Source organism: Streptomyces sp. UW30 (assembly GCF_008042075.1).
Taxonomy (GTDB): domain Bacteria; phylum Actinomycetota; class Actinomycetes; order Streptomycetales; family Streptomycetaceae; genus Streptomyces.
The window spans coordinates 1966981-1990225 of the sequence record NZ_RDBN01000037.1; the positions used below are offsets into that span (position 1 = coordinate 1966981).

Below are 23245 nucleotides of genomic sequence, written 5' to 3' on the forward strand. Positions count from 1 at the left end.
GACAACTGTCTATCCAGAATCGAATCACGAGCTGCTCCGCGGAGGAACTTGATGGACGTGGGTTCTGCACGGTTCAGCGAACTCTTCGGCTCTTTCCCGACCCCGATTGCGGTCGTCACCGCAACGGATGGAGAAGGGGAGCCGTTCGGATTCACCAGTAACGCGGTGTGCGCAGTGTCGGCAGCGCGGCCGTCGCTGCTCATCTCCGTGGGCAAGGGCTCGCGGACGCTGCCGGCGATCATGTCGTCGCAGGCGTTTGCGGTGAACTTCCTCGCTGCGTCCGGGCGGGCCGCCTCGCAGGTTTTTGCGAGCAAGGCCACGGATAAGTTCGCGAATTTCGAATGGCGGCCTTCGGGTATCGCTCAAGGCGCGCCGCTGCTCATCGACGTCGCACTCAGCTATGCGGAATGCAGGGTTGAGAACGCGATCGAGGTGGGCGACCACTGGCTCTTCATCGCCCGGGTGGAAGGCAGCGCCGTCTTCCCCCGTGAACCACTGCTCTACCGTCGGGGCGACTACGGAGTCTGGTCGCCACAGAATGTCGATGTAGAAGAACTGTCGGCCCTGTAAAAGGTGCCGGCGTCGCCAGTCGATAATTCAAACAGAAAGGCATGGCATGGACATCGGAGCCGTAGACCACGTCGAGTTCTACGTCGGGGACGCCCAGCAGTCCGCATTTTATCTCTGCACCGCGTTCGGTTTCCGAATATGCGGGCAGGCCGGGCCCGAGACCGGGCAGCCGCATCACCGCTCGCTGCTGCTGCGGCAGGGCGGCATCGAGATCGTCCTCACCTCCGCGCTGAGCCCCGCCCATCCGGCGGCGGCGTACGTGGCGCAGCACGGCGACGGCGTCGCCAACATCGCCTTCGAGGTCACCGACGCCGCCAAGGCGTTCGAGCTGGCGGTGGAGCGGGGCGCCACCCCGGTCGAGCCGCCCGCCGTCCACAGCAAGGACGGCACCGAGGTGGTCACCGCGTCGGTCCTGGGCTTCGGCGACGTGGCCCACCGCTTCGTCCAGCGCTCGGGCGACCGCGAGCAGTTCCTGCCCGGCGTCATGGACATCATCGCCCCGGACCCCGACGAGGGCGAGCACCTGCTGAGCACCGTCGACCACGCCGCGATCTGCCTGCCCGCGGGCCAGCTCCGGCCCACGGTCGCCTTCTACGAGAAGGTCTTCGGGTTCTCCCAGATCTTCGAGGAGTTCATCGAGGTCGGCACCCAGGCCATGGACTCCAAGGTGGTGCAGAGCCCGTCCGGCAAGGTCACCTTCACCCTGATCGAGCCCGTCACCGACCGCGAGCCCGGGCAGATCGACACCTTCCTGGCCCGCCACGGCGGCGCCGGCGTCCAGCACCTGGCGCTGCTGTGCGACGACATCGTCGGCACCGTGGAGACCCTCGGGAACAGGGGCGTCAAGTTCCTTCAGACCCCGGGCTCCTACTACGACCAGCTCCAGGAGCGCTTCGCGCGCTCCAACCTCCAGGTCGAGGACCTGCGCCGGACCAACGTGCTGATCGACGAGGACCACTGGGGCCAGGTGTTCCAGATCTTCAGCCAGTCCCAGCACGTACGGAAGACCTACTTCTGGGAGGTCMTCGACCGGCACGGCGCCCGCACCTTCGGCAGCGGCAACATCAAGGCCCTCTACGAGGCCGTGGCCCGCGAGAAGGCCGCTTCCTGACCCGCGTACCCCGCGCATCCGTTCAACGACCCACGTACGCGTAAGGAAGACCATGACTGTGCAGGACTCCCCGAACTTCACCCTGACCGACGAGGAACTCGGTCTCCTCCCGACCGACGAGGACGTCGCCTTCTACGCGGAGCACGGCTGGTACCTGTCGAAGAAGCTGTTCACCGACGACGAGGTCGAGCAGCTGGAGGCCGCCAGCGAGCGCTTCTACGCCGGCCACCGTGACCGCACGCTGCCGGCCCGCCCGCCCAAGCTGGCGTACTGGGAGCCCGAGCACGGCCCCGTCCAGCGGCACAACGACTACATCCACTACGAGGACGACACCATCGGCCGCATCCTGCGCAAGCCGCTGCTGGGCGCCGTGGCCGCACGGCTCGCCGAGTCCGAGCAGATCCGGGTGTTCCAGTCGACCCTCATCTACAAGCCGCCGGCGGCGCAGGAGCAGTCGAACATCGTGCCCTGGCACTTCGACCGGCACTACTGGTCCACCTCCACCTCCGAGCGCATGCTGACGGCGTTCATCCCCTTCCACGACTGCGGTGAGGAGATGGGCACCATCACGATGGTCGACGGCAGTCACGTGTGGAAGGAGACGGCCGACAACGACGCCACCTCGCTCCACTTCGCCGAGCGCGACCGCTCCGAGCTGGACGAGATGCTGGAGGAGAACGCCGCCTACAACGGCGTCGAGGTCCACAAGATCCCGGTCTTCATCCCCAAGGGACACGTGAACTTCCACCACTGCCGCACCTATCACGGCAGCGGTGCCAACGTCAGCGACCGTCCGCGCCGGGCCATCTCGTTCCACCTGCAGGACGGCGAGAACCGCTACCGCGACTTCTTCCGCTCGGACGGTACCAAGGTCTCCTACAACCACGACGTGCTCGTCCGACGCACCGCCGAGGGCACTCCGGACTACACCGACCCCGAGTTCCTCCCTCTTTTGTGGAGCAATCACTGATGCGTAGTGCCGCAGTGGTCGGAACCGGCCTGATCGGTACCTCGATCGCCCTGGCCCTCCGGGGCCGGGGCGTGACCACGTATCTGATCGACACGAACCCGGAGGCGGCCCGCATGGCCGCCGACGTCGGGGCCGGTATCGCGGGAAGACCCCGTGAACCGGTCGATCTGGCCGTCCTCGCGGTGCCACCGCAGCATGTGGCGGCGGCGCTGAAGGAACATCAGTCGCAGGAGCTCGCGCATGACTTCACCGACGCGGCGAGCGTCAAGGAGCTGCCCCAGCGGCAGGCGGCCCGGGCCGGCTGCGACCTGACCCGCTTCGTCGGCGGGCACCCCATGGGCGGCCGGGAGCAGTCCGGGCCGCTCGCGGCGAAGGACGACCTGTTCCACGGACGGCCCTGGGTGCTCACCCCCTCCCCGGAGACACGCGTGGAGACCGTCGAACGCGCGCGGAGGCTGGCCGAGTTGTGCGGCGCCCGCCCGGTCGTGATGGCCCACGCGGAGCACGACCGGGCGGTCGCGCTCACCTCCCACGCCCCCCATCTGGTGTCGAGCCTGCTCGCGGCCCGTCTGCTGCACGGCGACCCGTCCCAGCTGGGACTCGCCGGCCAGGGACTCCAGGACGTGACCCGCCTCGCCGGCGGCAGCGCCGAGCTGTGGACCGACATCCTCGGCTCGAACGCCGCGCCCGTCGCCGACGTCCTCGCCGAGTTCGCACACGACCTGCACCTGGTGGTCGACGCCCTGCGGGGGCTGGGCACGGCCCGCGAGCCGGAGCAGCGCCGCGCCCACACGGACCGGCTCTCCACGGCCCTGGTCCGCGGCATCCAGGGCCGGGCCCGGATCCCCGCACGCAGCACGGCCGGACCGAGCCTGAGTACGGCCTACGCGACCGCGCCGAGAGGGGTCTGAGCCGTGACACAAGCAGCCCCGCCGCTTCCGCGGGCCCTGCCGCTCGCCGAGCTGCACGGATCGCTCAGCGACCCCGTCCTCGACGCGATGAACTTCCTCAACGAGGTCGTCGGCCGCTTCCCCGACGCCATCTCCTTCGCCCCCGGCCGGCCGACCGAGGGCGACTTCGAACCGGAGGACCTCGCACGCCATCTGCTCACGTACACCACGTACCTGGAGAAAGAGCTCGGCTGGTCGCACGACCAGGTCCGGACCCAGCTGTTCCAGTACGGCCGCACCAACGGGATCATCCACGAACTGATCGCCAGGACCGTCGCGAACGACGAGGGGATTCAGGTCCCGCCGGAAGCGGTCGTGGTGACGACCGGTTGCCAGGAGGCCATGCTCCTCACCCTGCGGGCGCTCTTCGCCGGGCCCGAGGACACCCTGCTGGTCAGCTCGCCGTGCTACGTGGGCATCACGGGGGTGGCCCGGCTCCTGGGCATCCGGGTGCGCCCCGTGCCCGAAGGCCCCGGCGGACCCGACCCGGAGGCGGTGCGGGCGGCAGTGCGGGCCTGCAAGGAGGCCGGTGAACGCCCGCGGGCCTTCTACGCGGTCCCGGACTTCGCCAATCCGTCCGGCGCGAGCATGCCCCTCGCGGCCCGGGAGCGTCTGCTGGAGGTGGCCGCGGACGAGGACCTGCTCATCCTGGAGGACGACCCGTACGGGTTCTTCGTGCGGACCGGGCCGGCCCGCCCCACGCTGAAGGCGCTCGACCGCGGCCGACGCGTGGTGCATCTGGGGTCCTTCGCCAAGACGGCGCTGCCCGGAGCCCGGGTGGGCTACGTCATCGCCGACCAGGAGGTCATCGGTCCGGCCGGCCGGCGCTCCCTGCTCGCGGACGAGCTCTCGAAGATCAAGAGCATGACCACGGTCAACACCTCGGCCGTCAGCCAGGCCGTCATCGGGGGACTGCTCATCGAGAGCGACTGCCGACTGCGCGAGGCGAACTCCCGGGCCATCGCCTACTACCGCACGAACATGGACACGCTGCTCGACGAACTGGAGCGGCACTTCCCCGCACCACGCCGGGCCGGGCTCGGCATCTCCTGGAATCGTCCGGACGGCGGCTTCTTCGTCGTCGTCAACGTCCCCTTCGCCGCCGACCACCAGGCCCTGGAACTCTCCGCGCGCGCCTTCGGCGTGCTGTGGACCCCGATGTGCGACTTCCATCTGGACGGTGGCGGCACCCGGCAGCTGCGTCTGTCGTGCAGTGCCCAGAGCCCGGAAATGATCACCGAGGGCATCGCGAGGCTGGCCGCCTTCATCACCTCGCAGATCACCGCGCAGATCACGGCGTAGCTCATCGACGAGCCGCCTGGCGGCGATGCGTGACCGATATCTATTCACCGTACGGAGAACGGAGAGAACAAGGTGCTGACGCTGCGCACATACGAGGCAGCGGCCAAGGAGCGGTTGCCGGGACCGGTCTGGGACTTCCTCGCAGGCGGCAGCGGCACCGAGTCGATGCTGACAGCGGGGCGAGAAGCTCTGGACCGCATCCAGTTGAGGCCCCGCTGTCTGGTCGACGTCTCCCGCTGCGACCCCCGCACCGAACTGCTGGGCGCGCAGCTGGCGGCTCCGCTGGGCATCGCCCCCATGGCCTACCACCAACTCGCCCACCCGGAGGGCGAGGTGGCCACGGCACGGGCCGCGGGCGAGGTCGGCGCACTGCTCACCGTCAGTATGTTCGCGAGCCGGACCCTGGAGGACATCGCGGCGGCGGCGAGCGGCCCCCTGTGGCTTCAGCTGTACTGGCTCAAGCGCCGTGACCTGATGGCGGACCTGATCCGACGGGCCGAGTCCGCAGGCTTCCGGGCGCTGGTCCTCACCGTCGACGCGCCCAGGGTCGCGCATCGCCCACGGGATGCCGCCAACGGATTCGCGGTTCCCCCCGGCATACGGGCGGTCAACCTGTCCTCGGAGGTCATGTCCGCATCCCACGGCAGCCGGGACGGGGAATCGGCCATCGCACGGCACTCGATGGAACAGTTCGATTCCTCCATCACCTGGGACGACCTCGCCTGGCTGCACGAAGTGACGCCCTTGCCGGTGGTGTTGAAGGGCGTACTGACGGGAGAGGATGCCGAGCTGGCCGTCAAGCACGGCATTTCAGGGCTGATCGTCTCCAACCACGGTGGTCGGCAGCTCGATTTCGCCAGGAGCGCTCCGGAGTGCCTCCCGGAGATCGTGGCTGCCGTGGACGGGCGCTGCCAGGTCATTCTCGACGGGGCGGTCCGGCACGGTGCCGACATCGCCAAGGCCCTGTGCATGGGCGCGGACGCGGTGTTGACGGGACGGCCCGCGCTCTGGGGCCTCTCCCATTCCGGCGCCGAGGGCGTCGAAGGGGTCCTGCGCCTGCTCATCGACGGTTTCGAGGAGGTCATGGCCCTGATGGGCGCACCGACGGTCGCCGACTTCGGACCCTCCGGAGTCGCACATCCCGTGTGCGGCCCCGGGCGCTGATCGCAGGCGGGAGAGTTCCGCGTCACGGCGCCAGTTGGACGGCCCCCGACGCCTCGGCGCGGGGGCCTGTCGGCGTCCTGGAGCTAGATCACTCGTGCCTGGGCGAGGCGCGGGATGAGGAGTTCGGCATTGCCGCGGTTGACGGCGTGCAGTCGGCCCGGCTCCCAGTGCGGGTAGTCGCCGAGCGCGGTGTCGAAGTCGGTGCCCCAGTCCTCGGGAAGCATGGGGAAGTCGCTGCCGTACAGGATGTGGTCGGGCGCGGCGAACGCGAGCAGCGAGGGCAGGGCCGACGGCCCGGTCGAGAGGGCGGTGTCGAAGTAGAAGCGCCGCAGGTCGGCGAGGAAGTCCTCGGGCGTCGTGGCGCTCCCGTCGACGGTCGCGTCCGTGCGCAGCCGCGCGGCGAGGGCGAACCGGTGGGCGGCGTACGGCAGAAAGCCGCCGGCGTGGGGGAGGATCATCCGCATCCGGGGGTAGCGGCGTGGCACGCCCCGCATGGTCATGTGCAGGGCGGCGCGGGTCGTGTCGTAGGGGAAGTCCGCGAGCGGAGGCGGCACGTCGGGGAGCGGGGCACCCGGGGGAGCGGTCGGATGGACCAGGACCACGGCGGAACGGGCGTCGAGTTCGGCCCACAGGGGCTCGAACTCGGGGTCGCCCGGATAGCGGCCGTGGGCGTTGGACAGGACCATGACGCCGTCCGCGTTCAGTTCGTCCAGGGCGTGGGCCGCCTCCGCGAGCGCGCCGTCCACGTCGGGCAGGGGCAGGGCGGCGAAGTGGCCGAAGCGGTCGGGCCGGTTCTTGACCAGCTCGGCCGTGTACTCGTTGACGCTGCGGGCCACCTCGCGTGCGGTGGCGGGGTCGTCGGGGGCGGCGAGCGGCGCGGCGTACGACAGCATTCCGGTGGCGATCGAGCGCCGGTCCATCATGGCGATCGCGCTGCTCTCGTCCCACGTCGGCGCGGGCCAGCCGACTGCCGCGGCACGGCCGGCGATCGCCTGGCCGCGGGTGGGCGGGATGACGTGCTGGTGGACGTCGATGCGTCCCGGGTTCGTGTGTTCGGGAACTGGCATGCCCGTTCGAGCCTCCTCGATGCCGTACTACCGGGACGACGCCACAAAAGGATCTTATCGGGGCATTTGTGTTCCTTCCATCGCAAGGAGGTTCGGGTGTTGGGGTCCTTCCGGTGATCGCGGCGTGCATCTCCCGGCCACTTGGGCGGCGAGAAGAGGGAGAGATCATGAACCCCGGCGCGTCAAAGGATGATTTGGGTCATTTCTCACTAATGTCCCTTATCGGTAAGGAGTCGATCCTCCACGTAACGCGTCCACCTCGCTTCACCGGAGATGAGCATGCACAAGCTTCGTAAGGCCGCCGTCCTGGTCGCCGCCCTCGGCAGCATCACGGCCCTGACCGCCGGTTCCGCCCACGCCGCGGGCATGGACGGCGACGGCCGCGGCAACAGCTACAACGTCACGCAGAGCACCCAGTGCAAGTCCCACGACCTGAACCTCGACATCCTCGGTGTCGTCGGCATCCTCAACGGCGTGCTGGGCAACGGCCTCAACGGCGAGGGCAACCCGGCCAGCCAGAGCACCCACCTCGGCTCGACGATGGGCTGCAGCAACACCGCCTTCTGAGACGCGACCTACGTCGCCACAGAGGGGTTGCAGGCGGTCAGCGCACGGCGCTGGCCGCCTGTCTGTTGTGTGCGGGCCCCCAACTCCGCGCCTTCGCCGAGGTGTTCGCCTTGTCGCGGTGGTGCCTCCACTCGAAGGTGCGCCCGGGCGTGTCACTACCGTCAAATGCGATCAATCATTAATAAGTTGGACGGGAGATATTCGGACAAAAGCCACAAATGAAGGGCCCTCCATGTCGTCGAGGCTTCGCACACGTCTGAGAGTCGACCTCGCCGCGGGCGTCGTCATGGCGACCACGGCGGCCCTCGCGGGCCCAGCCCACGCCCAACCGGCCAAGGCCGTACCGCTGTTCGAGCAGCGGGTCATCTTCAGGGCGTCCCAGGACCCTGGTTACGCGTGCTTCCGGATCCCGGCGGTCGTGCAGACCGTCCAGGGCACACTCCTCGCGTTCGCCGAGGGCCGTCACCGCACCTGCGGTGACGCGGAAGACATCGACATCGTGCTGAAACGGTCGACCGACGGCGGCCGCACATGGGGACCGCTCCAGGTCGTCACTGACGGCGGCGGCGAGACCCACGGGAACCCGGCCCCGGTCGTGGACCGCACAACCGGCCGCATCCTGCTCCCGCAGACCCACAACCCGGCCAGCGCGAACGGCGCCAGCTGTGACACCCCGTGCGAACGCAGCCCCTATCTGCAGTACAGCGACGACGACGGCCGCACCTGGTCCCGACCACGCGACCTGAGCGCGCAGATCATGCCCCCGAGCTGGAACTCCTGGTACGCCACCGGCCCCGTCCACGGGATCCAGCTCACCCGCGGCAACCACCCCGGCCGACTCGTCTTCGGCGTCAACGCCGAGACCTGGAACGGCAGCCGGGTCTCCGCCAACCATGCGGCCGTCATGGTCAGCGACGACGGCGGCAACACCTGGCGCAGGCGCGGCACCGACTCCTGGCCCATCGCCACCGACGGCACCTTCCGCCAGAAGCCGTCCGAAGTCACCCTCACCGAGCGCACCGACGGCACCATCCTGGTCAGCGGCCGAGAGCAGGACGGCACCGATCTGGGCCACCGCACCCAGACCTTCAGCCAGGACGGCGGCGACACCTTCACCAACCGATTCCGCACCCTCCCGGACCTCTACACTCCGCAGGTCCAGGGGTCGACGCTGCAACTGGGCAGCCGCCTCCTGCTGTCCTGCCCCGGTGACCCGGACCGCCGCCGGACCATGATGATCCGCTCCTCCTACGACGGCGGCAACACCTGGGAGAGCGTGGACCGCGGCACCGTCGTGTCCCAGGACTGGGCGGGCTACTCCGACTTGGTGCACATCGGCGGCGACGTGGTGGGCCTGATGTACGAGGGCGGCACCGTCGACGCCCGCGACGAGATCCGCTTCGCCCGCTTCAACGAGGAATGGCTCAAACCGCGCCGCGGCCCCGACCCGACCACGGCCGACCGAGCCCCGTCCGCCCAGCGCGCGAGCGTACTCGGCGGAGCCTCGCCCACGGCGGGCGTGTTCGGCAGCGCCCTGGCCTTCGACGGCGCCAACGACGCCGTGCGCCTGCCGTTCCGCCCCCAACTGGAGCTCGGCACCGGGAACTTCACCGCCTCCTTGTGGTTCCGCTACACCAGTCGCACCGGTGAGCAGCCACTGTTGTGGATGGGCGGCATCGGCGGCGCCCAGCCCCAGTTCTGGCTGCGTGGCGAACCGGCGAGCAACCGGGTGCGCGGTCTGATGACGGTGCGCAGCGGCGCGACGACCGTGCGGTCGGCGTCCGTCAGCACCACCGCCGCGCACAACGACGGCCGTTGGCACCACCTCGCCCTGCGCCGCGGTGGCGGGCGGCTCACCCTCTTCATCGACGGCAGGCAGATCAGCACACCGGACGTGTCCGGATCACTCAGCCGCAACTCGCCCTTCGGCGTGCACATCGGCCAGCGCATGGACAGCCGGGCCTTCTTCACCGGCGGCATCGACGAGGTCCGCGTCTGGAACCGGTCCCTGACCGACGCCGAGCTCACCCGCGTACGCCAGACGAACCTCGGCCCGTCCGCCAACACCACGCTGTGGCTGCCGCTGGACCAGGTGACCGCGGGCGGCTGACGTCCTGGGTGTGGTGAGGTGGGGATCATGACGACGAGTGACGCGATCGTGGTGCCGGAGCTGTACATCGGCTATCCCAAGGTGGCTTTCGGCGGCTACGTCGCCGGCCTGCTGGCGGAGAGGTCCGGGGCGCGGACCGTACGGGTGGACTTCCGTGGGCCGGTGCCGGTCGAGGTGCCCGTGCGGATCGCCGAAACGGCGGACGGGGGAGTGGAGCTGGGCGAGGCCGAGCGGCCCCTTGCCGCCGCGCGCCCCGCCGAGTTGTCGCTCGACGCGCCGGCCGCGCCCTCCTGGGACGAGGCGGCCGCCGCGGCCGAGAGGTTCCGGGCGGCGCCGCCGACGGGTGTGGTCGACTGCTTCGGCTGCGGCCTGCGCGCCGCCGACCGCGGTCTGCGCGTGCACGGCACCCCGGTCCCGGATCTCGGCCTCGTGGCCTCCGCCTGGACCCCGTCCCACACCTTCGCGGACCGGGACGGCCTGCTCCCGGAGCGGCTGGTCTGGGGCGCCCTGGACTGCCCGGGACACTGGGCGGGCCGCTTCCTCGGCACCCTGCGCCCGGGTGCGGTCACCGCGGCCCTCACCGGCACGATTCTGCGGCCGGTCGCCACGGGTCAGCCGCACATCTCGTATGCGTGGCTGCTGTCGGAATCCGGCCGTAAACACCTGATGGGCGCGGCGCTCGCCACGGCCGAGGGCGAACTGTGCGCGGTCTCCGAGGCGCTGTGGATCGACCCCAGGCCCACCCCCTGAAACGCTCGAATACGTCGCGCACGAATACGGGAAGATTTTTTCCCGGTTTCATTGCCCACACCACCGAAAGACCTGTCAAGCGCGACGTTCATCACAGCGAAAGTGGCTCCCGGGCGGCCCTCCACGGGAGTTTCACGGTGGTAGCCTCGAATGAGTGAGCAGTCGACTCGTCGTCAAGGGTGCCCGGCAGCACAATCTCCGTGATGTGTCCGTGGAATTTCCCAGGGACTCACTGATCGTATTCACCGGCGTTTTCGGGCCGGGTAAGTCGATCCTCGCGTTCGACGCCATTTTCGCGGAAGGACAGCGACGCTATGTGGAATCGCTGTCCGCGTATGCGCGGCAATTCCTCGGACAGCTCGACAAGCCCGATGTCGACGCCATCGAAGGACTGTCCCCGGCGACAGCCATCGACCAGAAGACGACCGGACGGAGCCCGCGCTCCACGGTCGGCACCATCACCGAGGTCTACGACCACCTGCCGGAGCACCCGGAGGGCACCCGCTTCCAGCTGCCGGCCCCTGCCGTGCGCGACCGCAAGGGCGAACACCGTGAGGTCTTCCGGCAGTTGAGCGCGGACGGCTTCAGCCGCGTCCGGGTCCGGCTCGCGGTCAGGCCGGGCCTGCGGCAGCGGCTGACCGAGTCCGTCGAGACCGCGCTGGGGCCGGCCGGCGGGGTCGTCGGGGTGGAGTTCGTCGATCGTGAACCCGGTGACGACGGGCGGGAGTCGACCATCTCCGAGGCCCTGGCCACGGTCGTGGTCATCGAGCACCACCTCGACGTCGTCAAGGCGGCCGACCGGCTGATCGACATGGGCCCCGAGGGCGGCCATCGAGGCGGCCGGGTGATCGCCGAGGGCACTCCGGAACAGCTCGCGGCCCACCCCGGATCGCACACGGGCCGGTACCTGAAGGCGCTGCGGACGGAGGCCACATGAGCGTGCTGGAGAAGGAGGCCACGGCAGGGACCGCGCCGCCGTCGCCGTACGACGACGAGACCGACGGTCCGCCGCCGCAGCTCACGGCACAGGGCGCCAGCATCGACCCGGTCAAGGACTACCTGCGCCTCATAGCCCGGGTCCGGCTGCTCACGGCAGAGCAGGAGGTGGACCTCGCCCGCCGCATCGAGGCCGGACTGTATGCCGAGCGGCTGCTGGCGGAGGGGCGCAGCGGGCACCCCGGGGAGGAGCTGGCCGCACTCGTCGAGGACGGCCGGCGGGCCAAGGCCCACCTGACCGAGGCCAACCTCCGCCTGGTCGTCTCCGTGGCCAAGCGCTACACCGGCCGCGGGCTGGACTTCCTGGACCTGGTCCAGGAGGGCAACGCCGGTCTCATCCGGGCGGTGGAGAAGTTCGACTACGCCAGGGGCTTCAAGTTCTCCACCTACGCGACCTGGTGGATCAAACAGGCCGTCACCCGGGCCCTCGCCGACCAGAGCCGCACCATCCGGATCCCCGTCCACACCGTGGAGGCGATCAACCGGGTGGCCCGCGCGCGCCGGGAGCTGATGCAGGACACGGGCACCGTGCCGACCCCCGAGGAACTCGCCGCGAAGGCCGAGATCCCGGTGGCACGGCTCGTCGAACTCGACGCCTACACCAAGGAACCCGTCTCCCTGCACGCCGCCCTGGGCGAGCACGGCGACGGCGAGTTCGGCGACCTCATCGAGGACACCGACCTGCCCGGCCCCTGGGAGTCCGTCACCCACCTCCTCCTCCAGGACGCCGTCCGGGGCCTGCTGACCGGCATGACCGCCCGCGAGGCCGGCATCATCTCCCTGCGCTACGGACTCACCGACGGCCGCCCCCGCACCCTGGAGGAGATCGGCCACGTCTACGGCGTGACCCGCGAACGCATCCGCCAGATCGAGGCCAGGACGATGAGCAAGCTCCGCCACCCGTCCCGCTCCCAAACGCTGCGGGACTACCTCGACGACCTCTGAGGCGACGCCCGGCCCAGGCCCTGTCGTTTGGATCATCCCGGAGTCGCGGGGCCTGGCACGCCCTCCCCCAAGCTCTTCGAGCAGGGGGACCCCCATCGCCCCGCTGGGGTGGGCTGAAAGGCGCAGCCTCTCTCGGCCGGCCTGATCCAAACGACAGGCCCTAGCCGTCGGCCGGTGCGAAGTCGCTGATGGTGTAGAGCGCTTCGTCGTCGATCGCGTTCTCCATCCAGTCCAGGGTGATCCGCTCCGGGTGCCCGTCGGCCGCGTACTCGGCCTCGGCCGTGTCCGCGTGGTCCCGCCGGGCCTGTTCCAGCTCGTCCAGGAGTTCCCCGATGGTGGGCACCGCGTCGGGGTCGGCCTCGACGACGCGTCGGCCGCTGTCGTCGAGGCCCACCGCCTTGACCACGCCGCCGTCGCGGACGGTGATCCGGAAGGAGCCGATCAGGCTCCGTTCCCCTTCGCTCGACCGGAGCGTGTAGGCGTACGAGTCGGGCTCCCGCCAGGAGACGGGGGTCTCGGTCCCGGTCGCGCAGCCGGCGACCGCGCCGACCAGGCCCGCGACCAGTACGGCACGGGACACGACGCGGGCGGCAACGGGTACGGCGGTCATGGCGGCACTCCCCTCGAAGACCAGTACCGCTATGACGCCGCTCGGGCGGGGAACGTTCGACGGCGCCTCGACTCGCGTGCCGCGGACTACTCCGGAGCCGGAGCCGGAGCCGGCGCCGGCGCCGCGACGAAGTCGGGCATCAGCGCGCACATCGCCTGGCGCTGCGAGGGGCCCATGAACCGCGTCAGCGCCTCCTTGACCGTCTCGGCGAGGGCCGCGGACGCCTCCTTGAGCAGGCTCCGGGCCTTCTCGGTCAGGGCGACCTCGACGCCGCGCTTGTCGCCGCAGACCGACTTGCGGGTGACCAGGCCGGCGTGCTGGAGGCAGGCGATCTGGTAGGTGAGGCGGGTCTTCGGGCGGCCCAGCAGCTCGGCGATCCGGGTCATGCGCAGGGCCTCGCCGGGGTCCGCGGCGAGCAGGCACAGGACCAGGAACTCGTCGTGCGAGACGTCCAGCCGTTCCTTGACGACACTGCGCAGCTCCTGCTCGACGGCTCCTGTCGCCGCCAGCATCAGCATCCAGGCGTGCAGCTCGACAGGCAGGAGTCCGTCGCCGGAGGCGGAGGGGCAGTCGGAGTGGTCGGCCATGAATTCGAGTCTATCTGTTGTTCAAATTTGGAGTATCGGCTAGCGTGCAGGGTGTCGTCCAAATTTGGACTACAGATCCCCGGCAGACCCCTGTGATGCCCCCGATGCTCAGGAGTGAAAGATCATGACCGTCGCCGTCGAAACCGGAACCTGGCAGCTCGACAGCACCGCCTCCACCGTCGCCCTGCGGCACCGGACCATGTGGGGCCTGGTCACCGTGAAGGGCGCCTTCGCCGCCGTCGCCGGCAACGGCGAGGTGCGGCCCGACGGCTCCGCCGTCGGCACGATCACCCTGGACGCCGCCTCCCTGGACACCCGCAGCGCCAAGCGCGACGAGCACCTGCGCTCCGCCGACTTCTTCGACGCCGCCAACCACCCCGAGATCACCTTCTCGGTCCGCAGCGCCGAGCTGCGCGACGGCGACGAGGTGCACGTCGTCGGTCAGCTCACCGTGCGCGGCATCAGCCGCCCCACGTCCGTCACCGCCCGCCTCGTCGGCACCGACGACCGCTCGCTCACCCTGGAGGCCGAGTTCACCGTGGACCGCGAGCAGTTCGGCATGAGCTGGAACCAGCTCGGTATGATGCGCGGCCTCACCACGGTCACCGGCACGCTCCGCTTCACGCGGACGGCCGCAGCCTGACGTCGGCGCTCGACAGCGTCTGCGGTACGGCCGTGAAGGCCCGCAGCCGGATCCGTACGCCAGGACGCGGCAGGACGAACCTCCCCGCGGGCGGCCGGAGCTCATAGCGCGCCGTCGCATGGGCGGGCAGCTCGGCCGGGCCCCGTACGACCGTCCAGTACCGGCCCAGGCCCTGGCCCGTGGTGAGCGTGAAGTGGGGTGCGAGGGCGACGGCGCCCGTGTTGGTGACCTCGACAGCGAGGCGGGACACGGCCGTCGGCGTCGCCCGGCGCACCGACGCCACCCGCATGCCCAGCGCAGGCGTCCCCGTCGCCGCCCAGAGCGCGCTCCCCAGGGCCGGCGCGAGCAGGAGCGCGACCGCCGCGATCCGTGCCGGGCGCCGGTACAGCACCCGCGGGCGCGGCTGCCAGGCGGCGGCGAACTCCGGCGCCGGCGCGGTGACCGCCGCCGCCAGCCACAGCGGCGTCATCATCAGGTAGTAGCCATCCTGGGAACGCGTCGCCAGGAAGAACACGCACCACGGCAGGACGGTCGCCGCGGGCCCCAGCCGCCGTACGAACAGCACGAACACCGCGAGCAGCCCCGCCGCCAGCAGCATGCTCGCGTGCGCGTACCAGTCGAGCCGGTCACTGCCGTCGGTGAAGTACAGCGAAATGCCCACCACGCCCTGCCCGTGGATCACCGCACCCTGCGTCAGCGGCAGCGCTATGCCCCGTACCCAGGTGCCCGGCTCGCTCACGATGAAGTACGTGTTGATCAGCAGCCACACCACCCCGGCGGCACCGGCGATCCGCGCCACCACCAGCGCCGCCGCCCGCGACCCCAGCTCCCCGCGCCGCACGGCGTAGATCCCGGCCAGCAGGAACGGCGCGAGGAACCACGGCAGTTGCTGCGCCGCACACGCGGCCCCCAGACACGCCGCCCGCGCCAGCCCGCYGGCCCCGAGCCGCCCGCCCTGCCCGATCCGCGGCCACCGCACCACCACCGGTACCAGCAGGGCCAGCGCCACGATCGCCGGATAGCCGAGGCGGCCGTAGGAAGGCAGGAAGCCGAAACCGAGGCACACCATGGTCGCCGCCGACCGCCACGGTGTGGGCAGCATCCGCCACAGTGCGACGGTGCCGGCCAGAAGGGCCGCCGTACTCACCACCGTCGCGGGCAGGGCACCGTGCCCCAGCCACAGCAGCGGCGCGGTCAGCAGCGGGGCCAGCGGCGGATAGCCGTACGTGAGGTCGTAGCCGCCCGTCACCGTCGGGGTGAGGGCGACGCCGTGGCCGAACAGCCAGGGCCACGGCTGCCCGTAGACGGGGTGCCCGGCGACCAGCTCGCGGGCGGCCTGGGTCGTGAGCATCGCCTCGTCGCCGGCGCCGTGGTTCATCGCCCACGCGCACAGCGTCAGCGTCACGGCGGTCGACAGCACGCAGAGGTCCACGCGGGCCAGCGACCGCGCCCGCCGCACGACCGGCGCCAGCACGCCGCACACCAGGATCGAGGCGTAGCAGGCGGAGATGACCGCGGCCACGACGAGACGGTGGCTCGCCGCCTGCGTCCAGACGGCGCGCGTACCGACGAAGAGAGCGATGTTCGCGAGGAGGGTCAGGACGCGATGCCACTGGGCGGGCGGCTCCGGGACCGCGTCCGTAGCCGACGACTGCGTCCGCCGGACCGTATTCACCGCCTGCTGTTCTGCCGACTGCACGCCACCGGACGGTAATCAGCCCTGGTGAGCGAGGCGGCGAGGGAGGTGAAGAGTCCGGTGTGAGGCGGGTGAGAAGAGCCACCGGGATCGCGGGGACGGGGTCAGTAGACGTCCCGCACGTACCGCTTCGCCGCCGCCAGCTGCTTCACGTACGCCGACGCCTCGGCCTCCTCCAGCCCGCCGTGCGCGACCGCGATGTCCCTGAGCGCCCGGTCCACGTCCTTCGCCATGCGCGAGGCGTCCCCGCAGACGTAGAAGTGGGCGCCGTCCTGCAGCCACCGCCACAGCTCGGGGCCGTGCTCGCGCATCCGGTCCTGGACGTAGACCTTGTTGCGCTGGTCGCGGGAGAAGGCCGTGTCGAGACGGGTGAGGCCGCCCTCGTCGAGCAGCGCGGTCAGCTCGTCCTCGTAGTAGAAGTCGCCGGCCCGGTGCTGCTCTCCGAAGAACAGCCAGTTGGGCGCCCGGTGCCCCAGCGCGCGCCGCTCCTGGAGGAAGCCGATGAAGGGCGCGACACCCGTACCCGGCCCGACCATCACCATCGGCGTGGAGGCGTCCGCGGGCGGCCGGAAATGCGGGGAAGGCTGCACGAACACCGGCACTTCCGTGTCCGGCCCGGCGTCGGCGAGGAAGGGCGAGCAGACCCCGCCGCGCTCTCGCCCGTGCAGGTTCTCGTACCGCACCACGGAGACCGTCAGGGAGACGCTGTGAGGGTCGACGAGCGGGCTGGACGATATGGAGTACAGGCGCGGCTGGAGCTTCTTCAGCACCCCGGCCCATTCCCCGGCGCCCGCCCGCACCGGGTGCTCGGCGACGACGTCCACGGCCTGCCGGCCCCAACTCCACCGCGCCAGCCCGTCCTTGTTGTCGGGCCGCAGCAGCCTGCGCAACTCCCGGTCGTCGCGGACGCGTTCGGCGACGAAGCGGAGCAGGTCCGGGGTGATCCTCGTGATGTCGAGGTGCCGGTGCAGGGCCTCGGCGAAGGAGGTCGCGCCGACGCCGTCCACCTGTACCGCCGCCCTGCCGTCGACGCCGGTCACCGCCAGCCACTCCTCCACCAGCGCGGGCGAGTTGACCGGCCGTATGCCGAGCGCGTCGCCCGCCTCGTACGTCAGCGAGGTCCCGCTCGTGTCGAACGTGAACCGGCGCACCTCCTTGCCCGCGCCGGGCCGGCTGAGCAGCCGGTTGCCGGCCAGGCGGGCGGCGGTGGGGGCGGGTTTCGGCCGGGACCTCGGCCGCTCGACGGCGGGCGCCTGCGCGGCGCCGCCCAGCGCCGTGAGGACCTGGTCCAGCCAGTCCCCCGCGGACGGCTCGTAGTCCGGCTCGCAGTCCGTACGCGGAGCCAGGCGCACCCCGCCCAGTTCGTCGAGCCGTGCGTCGAGGCGGCGTCCGTGCCCGCAGAAGTCGTCGTACGACGAGTCGCCGAAGGCCAGCACGGCGTACCGCACCCCGTCCAGCCGTGGAGCCCCCTCGTCGGTCAGCGTGTCCCAGAGGCCGGAGCCGTTGTCGGGTGCGTCGCCGTCGCCGAAGGTGCTGGTGATGAAGAGCAGGTCGGCGGTGCGGGCGAGGGTGCCGACATCGGCCTCGTCCATGCCGACCAGGGTGGCCCGGTGCCCCGCCGCGCCGAGCCGCTCGGTGGTGGCGGAGGCGAACTCCTCGGCGTTGCCGGTCTGCGAGGCCCACAGCACGACGACCTCACGGCCGGGCCGGTCCACCGCGGCGGGGGCGCTCGCCGACCGTGAGTACAGGCCGGCGAGGACGCCGTTGACCCACGTCGCGTGCTCGGGGCTGAAGGGCGCGTCCGGCGGCAGGACAGGGATGCCGGGCGCGCCGGTCTCGATGCCGGCGAGGAAGCCGGTCAGATACAGGCGTTCCTGCGCGGTCAGGACGGGCGGCGGCGCGGGTTCCAGACCGAAGGCACCGGCCGGGCCGGGCGTGACGGCCGTCGGCGTCAGCGCCTCCACCGGCCCCGGCGACACGGGAGCCGCCGGAGCAGCCACTCTCGTCAGGGACACGGCGCACACCTTGAACTCCGGCTGGAAGGAGATCGGGTCCACCGCGTCGCTGGTCACCGCGTTGACGCTCAGATACTCCCCGAACAGGTCGTTCCAGTGGAACGGCGCGAAGCAGCCCCCCGGCCGCACCCGATCCGTCACGACGGCCGGCAGCACCGCCCGCCCCCGCCGCGAGGCGACCTCCACCCGGTCCCCGTCGCCGATGCCCAACTCCCGCGCGTCCCGCGGGTGCACCTCCACGAACGGCCCCGGGTTCAGCTTGTTCAGCTTGGCGACCTTCCCGGTCTTCGTCAGCGTGTGCCACTGGTGCTGCACCCGCCCGGTGTTCAGGACGAAGGGATAGTCGTCGTCCGGCATCTCTGTGGCCGGCATGTGCGGCCGCGCGTGAAAGACGGCACGCCCGCTCGGGGTCGGGAACCGCAGCCCGCCGTCCGCCTCGACATACCGGATCGGATTGCGCTCGGGCCCGTCCAAGTCGGCCGCCGGCCACTGCACGGGCGTCGCCCGCAGCCGCTCGTAGGTCACCCCGCGCAGATCCCAGCCCGTCACCGGGTTCCAGGCCCGCCGAATCTCCTCGAAGACGTCCTCGGCACTGTCGTACGAGAACCCCTTCTCGTACCCCATCGCACACGCGACGGCCGCGATGATCCGCCAGTCGGCCATCGCCTCGCCCGGCGGGTCCGCGACCGGCCGGGTCAGCGTGAGATTGCGCTCGCTGTTGACGAAGACGCCCTCGCCCTCGGTCCACATCGCGCCGGGCAGCACGACATCGGCGTACGCGTTGGTCTCGGTCTCGCCGAAGACGTCCTGGGTGACGACGAACTCGGCGGCCTCCAGCCCCTCGATGACCGTACGGCGGTTCGCGACCGAGGCGACCGGGTTGGTGCAGATGATCCAGCAGGCCTTGATCTCGCCGTCGGCCATCTTCCGGAACATCTCGACGGTCCCCTTGCCGACCCCGTCGGCGCGCAGGGTGCCCGGCGACACCTCCCACAGCTCCTCGACGAAGTCCCGCTCGGCCTCGACCAGGACGGAGCGCTGCCCGGGCAGTCCCGGCCCCATGTAGCCCATCTCACGGCCGCCCATGGCGTTGGGCTGCCCGGTCAGGGAGAAGGGCCCGGAGCCCGGGCGGCAGATGGCGCCGGTGGCCAGATGCAGGTTGACCAGGGCGTTCGTGTTCCAGGTGCCGTGTGTGGACTGGTTGAGCCCCATCGTCCAGCAGCTCATCCACTCGCCCGCCTCGCCGATCAGCCGGGCGGCGGCGCGGATGTCGTCCTCGGCGAGACCGGTGACCTCCGCGACGGCGCCGGGCCCGTAGTCGGCGAAGAAGGCGGGCATCGCCTCCCAGCCCTCGGTGTGGGCGGCGATGAAGCCGGGGTCGGTGTGACCGTTCTCGACGAGCAGCCGCAGCAGACCATTGAGCAGGGCGAGGTCGGTGCCCGGCTCGATCTGGAGGAAGAGGTCGGCCTTGGCGGCGGTGGCGGTGCGCCGCGGATCGACGACGATCAGCTTCGCGCCCGCCTTGACCCGCTCCATCATCCGCAGGAAGAGGATGGGGTGGCAGTCGGCCATGTTCGAGCCGATGACGAGGAAGACGTCCGCGTGGTCGAAGTCCTCGTACGAGCCGGGCGGCCCGTCGGCGCCGAGCGACAGCTTGTAACCGGCCCCCGCGCTCGCCATGCACAGCCGGGAGTTCGACTCGATCTGGTTGGTGCGCACGAACCCCTTGGCCAGCTTGTTCGCCAGGTACTGGGCCTCCAGGCTCATCTGCCCGGAGACATAGAAGGCGACCGCGTCCGGCCCGTGCTCGTCGATGATCGCCCGGAGTCGGCCCGCGGTCCGGCCGATCGCGTCGGCCATCGGCGCCGCCGCGGGCTCCTCACCCCGGTCGCCCCTGACCAGCGCGGTCGTCAGCCGCCCGGGTGCGGCGAGCATCTCGGCGGTCGTCGCGCCCTTCGTGCACAGCCGGCCCGCGTTCGCCGGGTGCGCCTTGTCTCCGGACGCCTTCAGGACCGTACGCCGCCCGTCGGGCCCCATCCCGACGTCCAGCAGGATTCCGCAGCCGACCCCGCAGTACGCGCAGACCGTCCGGATCTGGGACGTGGAGCTGGTCGAGGTCACGCGCTGCCCTTCTCCGGCGGTCGGGGTGGTGTCTGGAGCGTACGAATTGCCCGTTACGTCGATGTCACATCCCTTGATCATGAGGAGTTACGTAGGACACACAGCAGCCCGTCTCGCGATGTGAGGGCCTTGCGGTGGCGCGATGTGCGGCGTGTGGGGCGGTCGCGCATCGTGTCGCTGTTGGGCCGAACGGGTGACTTGGCGTAAGAATTGGCCGGTGCAGGAATTGAAGGCGAGTCAAGGCGGGGGGAGCCGGTGAACAGCCACGACGTCACCGATGAACAGTGGGAAGGGCTTGCCCAGGTCGTGCCGCTACGCGGCCGTGACGCCTGGCCGTCGGCGGTGGACCATCGCGCGATGCCCGAGGCGGCGACCGAACCCCGCCGCCGTTTCGTCGTCCTGCGGGTCAACGTCTTCGGAGACGCCCGCGACGTCGCCGAGACGCTGATGGCGGGGATCCCGGTGCTCCTGGACCTGACCGGGGCGGAGAACGAGGTCGCCAAGCGCGTCCTCGACTTCAGCACCGGGGTCGTCTTCGGGCTGGGCAGCGGGATGCACCGGGTGGACCGGAACGTGTTCCTGCTGACGCCGCCCGGCACCGAGGTGAGCGGCTTGATGGAAGGCGCCGGGGTCCCCGGCACCTGAGACGCCGGGCGGGCGGTCGCCCGATCGTGGGAAGGGCTCGCGGGTGGAACGGTTCGCCCGCCGGCCGGGGGCCTACGGTCCGGACATGGGCGTGTCGTTCGTGTCTGCTGCCGATGCCGTGACTGTGCCGTTCCAGGGACGCCGCGGGGGTGATCCGACCCCGGAACGCCGGGCAGGCGAGTCCGGTACGGCGGACCCCGTCGGCGCCGCGCTGCCTCCCCGCCGGCCCCGGCTGACCGAACTGCGGCTGTCCGCCTTCGCCCGGCATCGACGGGCCGCGCTCCCGCTCGGGGCGCTCACCCTCCTCGCCGGGCCGAGCGGGTGCGGGAAGACGAGTGCCCTGCGGGCCTACGAGGCGCTGGCCCGGCTCGGTGGGGGCGCCGGGGTCGGCGAGGTGTTCCCGGATCCGGTGGCCCACGTTCCGGAGCGGGCGCGGCCCGATGCCCAGCGGCGGCGCGGTTTCCGTATCGGGTGCACGGCGGATGGTCCCGAGGGGCCGGTCCGGCTCGATGTCGCCGCGCAGGCCGAGCCCGAACTGCGGATCGTGGGGGAGCGGTTGAGCGCGGACGGTCTCGTACTGCTGGAGACCGCCCTGCGTGATCCGAGCCGGCCCTTCGTGCAGGCCGCCTGGCACACGGCCGGTCAGTCGCCGGTGACGCGGGCGCCGCTGCCCGACGACCGGCTCGGTACCGCGCTGTTGCCGCTGCGGGTGGCCGGCACGACGGACGGGCAGCGGCGGGTGCTCGCCGCCGCGGAGCAGATGGTGGTGGCGCTGAGGTCGGTGTTCGCCTGCGACCCACGGCCCGAGCGGATGCGGACCCCGGTGCCGGTCGGGTCCGGCCGGCTGCTCGCCGGGTGCGACAACCTCGCCGAAGTGCTGTGGCGGACGCGGGCCGAGTGCGGGCAACGCCATGGGCGGCTCGTCGCCGCGGCCCGGACAGGGTGCGCGGGGGAGGTGGCGGACGTCGTCGCCGAGGTGCTGGGGGACGGGACGGTACGGGGCGTGCTCGACCGCGGAGACGGGGTGCGCACGGAGCTCGGCCGGCTGGGGGACGGTGAACTGCGCTATCTCGCGCTGTCGTTGGTGCTTCTGACGGGGCCCGGCGTGCTGGAGGTCGACCAGGCGGGGGAGGTGCCCGCGGCGATGCAGACGCTGACCGTGCTGGCCGACGGGCTCGACCGGGGACTGGACCCCGCGCAGCTGCGGGAGTTGACGGGGCTGGCGGCCCGGATGTGCGAGCGGGGGCACATCCGCCTGCTCGGGGCCGTGAGCGACGCGTCGGGGCCGGCCGGGATGGACGGCGTGACGGTGGTACACCTGGAGCCGTGACCGAACCCCTTGACGTGGCCGGGCTGCAGCGCAGGCTGGCCGAGTTCGCCGCCGCGCGCAACTGGCAGCCGTACCACACGCCGAAGAACCTCGCCGCGGCGCTCAGCGTCGAGGCGTCCGAACTCGTGGAGATCTTCCAGTGGTTGACGCCGGAGGAGTCGGCGCGGGTCATGGACGACGCGGACACCGCGGCACGCGTGACGGATGAGGTCGCGGACGTGCTGGCGTACCTGTTGCAGCTCTGTGAGGTGCTCGGGATCGATGTGCTGGCTGCGCTGGACGCGAAGATCGACCGCAACGAGCGGAGGTTTCCCGCGCCCTAGGAGGGGTTGGGGGGCGCGCAGTGAAGGACGTCGTCCGCTTTAACTCTCCGTATCCATTCAGCTGACCGCAACCGAAAAGTTGTCCACAGATTTCCGTCTTCCCCTGGCTTTTCGTCTCAGGGCCCTTCACGCTGGGTAGTGAACAAGGGAGTTCAGGCGGACGCGTGGGCAGCGCGTCGGACAGACGGGGACTGCGGATGGACGCGGTGCGGCTCATCGTGACGAGCAGGCGTGCGCTGGCGGGAAGTGGGGGCGCGCCGGAAATCATGACCGAGGTGTGGCAGGCGCAGGCCCTGGCTCAGGCGATGGGCAGCAGGCTGGCGGTCTTCGGCCCGCCCGAACTGCGCGGCGAGGCACTGGGGTTGACGGAGCTGGCGGGACGCGGCTGCGGGGTCCTGGACACACCGGTTCTGGCGGACGGCGACTTACGCGCGGCCCAGCTCACCGAGCTGGGCGACGCGCGGCAGGCGCTGATGCAGCTGGGGAGCCTGCTGGGCGAGGTCGGCATAGCCCTCGTCGGCGTGGCCAGCGCCGCGGACGACGAGGCGAGGTACTGGCAGTGCATGGAGGCCATCGATGCGGCGGACGAGTCCCGGGACCGGGTCCTGGAGATGCAGCGGAGACTGGCGGACCGGGACCAGGTGCTGGCGGAGCGGGAGGCGGGGTAGGGGCTTGCGGCGGGCGGCTTCGCCTCTCGGTGCCGGCCGGCATCTTTCAGCCCGTCCGGGGTTTGAGGACGAGGCCCGTTCAGGGCCGATGCGGGGGTCTGGGGG

20 protein-coding genes and 1 pseudogene are annotated in these 23245 nt (G+C 71.0%); 16 read left to right on the forward strand and 5 right to left on the reverse strand.

Going from position 1 to position 23245, the window contains the following annotated elements:
- Window positions 1-51 precede the first annotated feature (51 nt).
- The 6 genes from EAO75_RS27765 to EAO75_RS27790 all read left to right on the forward strand — a co-directional run bounded on the left by EAO75_RS27765 (window position 52) and on the right by EAO75_RS27790 (window position 6067).
- Window positions 52-570 carry a flavin reductase family protein gene (locus EAO75_RS27765; protein ID WP_147997734.1) on the forward strand — a complete coding sequence of 173 codons (519 nt, stop codon included), beginning with the start codon at window positions 52-54 and terminating at the stop codon, window positions 568-570.
- Window positions 571-616: 46 nt separating this feature from the next.
- Window positions 617-1681, forward strand: coding sequence for a 4-hydroxyphenylpyruvate dioxygenase (hppD, locus tag EAO75_RS27770; protein ID WP_147997735.1), 1065 nt, complete (start codon window positions 617-619; stop codon window positions 1679-1681).
- 52 nt (window positions 1682-1733) lie between these two features.
- Entirely contained in the window at window positions 1734-2651 is a 918-nt protein-coding gene (locus EAO75_RS27775; protein ID WP_147997736.1) for a phytanoyl-CoA dioxygenase family protein, read from the forward strand.
- On the forward strand, window positions 2651-3562 hold the full coding sequence (locus EAO75_RS27780) for a prephenate dehydrogenase (RefSeq protein ID WP_147997737.1): 912 nt from the start codon (window positions 2651-2653) through the stop codon (window positions 3560-3562). The genes EAO75_RS27775 and EAO75_RS27780 overlap by 1 nt, the downstream gene beginning before the upstream one ends.
- 3 nt (window positions 3563-3565) lie before the next feature.
- Window positions 3566-4903, forward strand: a complete 1338-nt coding sequence (locus EAO75_RS27785) for a PLP-dependent aminotransferase family protein (RefSeq protein WP_261989428.1) — start codon at window positions 3566-3568, stop codon at window positions 4901-4903.
- A 72-nt stretch (window positions 4904-4975) separates the two neighbouring features.
- Window positions 4976-6067, forward strand: coding sequence for an alpha-hydroxy acid oxidase (locus tag EAO75_RS27790; protein ID WP_222723984.1), 1092 nt, complete (start codon window positions 4976-4978; stop codon window positions 6065-6067).
- An 83-nt stretch (window positions 6068-6150) separates the two neighbouring features.
- On the opposite strand, the gene EAO75_RS27795 is transcribed toward EAO75_RS27790, so the two are convergent.
- On the reverse strand, window positions 6151-7134 hold the full coding sequence (locus EAO75_RS27795) for an amidohydrolase family protein (RefSeq protein ID WP_147997738.1): 984 nt from the start codon (window positions 7132-7134) through the stop codon (window positions 6151-6153).
- 279 nt (window positions 7135-7413) lie between these two features.
- On the opposite strand from EAO75_RS27795, the gene EAO75_RS27800 reads away from it, so the two are divergent.
- The 5 genes and pseudogenes from EAO75_RS27800 (at window position 7414) to EAO75_RS27820 (ending at window position 12502) form a co-directional block, all read left to right on the forward strand.
- The gene (locus tag EAO75_RS27800) at window positions 7414-7701 is read left to right on the forward strand and encodes a hypothetical protein (RefSeq protein ID WP_147997739.1); all 288 of its coding nucleotides are present in this window, start codon (window positions 7414-7416) and stop codon (window positions 7699-7701) included.
- Between the two features lie 232 nt (window positions 7702-7933).
- Window positions 7934-9811 carry a sialidase family protein gene (locus EAO75_RS27805; RefSeq protein ID WP_147997740.1) on the forward strand — a complete coding sequence of 626 codons (1878 nt, stop codon included), beginning with the start codon at window positions 7934-7936 and terminating at the stop codon, window positions 9809-9811.
- A gap of 27 nt (window positions 9812-9838) precedes the next feature.
- Entirely contained in the window at window positions 9839-10561 is a 723-nt protein-coding gene (locus tag EAO75_RS27810) for a hypothetical protein (protein WP_147997741.1), read from the forward strand.
- Between the two features lie 154 nt (window positions 10562-10715).
- A pseudogene (locus EAO75_RS27815) lies at window positions 10716-11309 on the forward strand (excinuclease ABC subunit A); the annotation flags it as partial.
- A 185-nt stretch (window positions 11310-11494) separates the two neighbouring features.
- Window positions 11495-12502: an RNA polymerase sigma factor gene (locus tag EAO75_RS27820; protein WP_147997742.1), complete on the forward strand. Its 1008-nt coding sequence runs from the start codon at window positions 11495-11497 to the stop codon at window positions 12500-12502.
- Window positions 12503-12662: 160 nt separating this feature from the next.
- On the opposite strand, the gene EAO75_RS46085 is transcribed toward EAO75_RS27820, so the two are convergent.
- Both EAO75_RS46085 and EAO75_RS27825 read right to left on the reverse strand, forming a co-directional pair.
- Window positions 12663-13112 (reverse strand): DUF6174 domain-containing protein, encoded by a 450-nt coding sequence (locus tag EAO75_RS46085; protein ID WP_187284588.1) that lies wholly within the window; start codon window positions 13110-13112, stop codon window positions 12663-12665.
- An 86-nt stretch (window positions 13113-13198) separates the two neighbouring features.
- Window positions 13199-13699 carry a MarR family winged helix-turn-helix transcriptional regulator gene (locus tag EAO75_RS27825; RefSeq protein ID WP_147997743.1) on the reverse strand — a complete coding sequence of 167 codons (501 nt, stop codon included), beginning with the start codon at window positions 13697-13699 and terminating at the stop codon, window positions 13199-13201.
- Between the two features lie 124 nt (window positions 13700-13823).
- Here EAO75_RS27825 and EAO75_RS27830 point away from each other — a divergent pair, with 124 nt between their 5' ends.
- The gene (locus tag EAO75_RS27830; RefSeq protein WP_147997744.1) at window positions 13824-14342 is read left to right on the forward strand and encodes a YceI family protein; all 519 of its coding nucleotides are present in this window, start codon (window positions 13824-13826) and stop codon (window positions 14340-14342) included.
- Here the strand turns inward: EAO75_RS27830 and EAO75_RS27835 are convergent.
- Both EAO75_RS27835 and EAO75_RS27840 read right to left on the reverse strand, forming a co-directional pair.
- Window positions 14320-16017 carry a hypothetical protein gene (locus EAO75_RS27835; protein ID WP_147998105.1) on the reverse strand — a complete coding sequence of 566 codons (1698 nt, stop codon included), beginning with the start codon at window positions 16015-16017 and terminating at the stop codon, window positions 14320-14322. The two genes, EAO75_RS27830 and EAO75_RS27835, sit on opposite strands and share 23 nt — an antisense overlap.
- 125 nt (window positions 16018-16142) lie before the next feature.
- Entirely contained in the window at window positions 16143-20090 is a 3948-nt protein-coding gene (locus EAO75_RS27840) for a molybdopterin-dependent oxidoreductase (protein WP_410092490.1), read from the reverse strand.
- Window positions 20091-20429: 339 nt separating this feature from the next.
- Here EAO75_RS27840 and EAO75_RS27845 point away from each other — a divergent pair, with 339 nt between their 5' ends.
- The 4 genes from EAO75_RS27845 to EAO75_RS27860 all read left to right on the forward strand — a co-directional run bounded on the left by EAO75_RS27845 (window position 20430) and on the right by EAO75_RS27860 (window position 23140).
- On the forward strand, window positions 20430-20819 hold the full coding sequence (locus EAO75_RS27845; RefSeq protein WP_187284589.1) for a cell division protein SepF: 390 nt from the start codon (window positions 20430-20432) through the stop codon (window positions 20817-20819).
- Window positions 20820-20904: 85 nt separating this feature from the next.
- Window positions 20905-22149 (forward strand): AAA family ATPase, encoded by a 1245-nt coding sequence (locus EAO75_RS27850; protein ID WP_147997746.1) that lies wholly within the window; start codon window positions 20905-20907, stop codon window positions 22147-22149.
- On the forward strand, window positions 22146-22472 hold the full coding sequence (locus EAO75_RS27855; RefSeq protein WP_147997747.1) for a nucleotide pyrophosphohydrolase: 327 nt from the start codon (window positions 22146-22148) through the stop codon (window positions 22470-22472). Before EAO75_RS27850 ends, EAO75_RS27855 begins: the two co-directional genes overlap by 4 nt.
- A gap of 197 nt (window positions 22473-22669) precedes the next feature.
- A complete protein-coding gene (locus EAO75_RS27860; protein ID WP_147998107.1) occupies window positions 22670-23140 on the forward strand; it encodes a DUF6099 family protein in 471 nt (156 codons plus the stop codon).
- Window positions 23141-23245 lie beyond the last annotated feature (105 nt).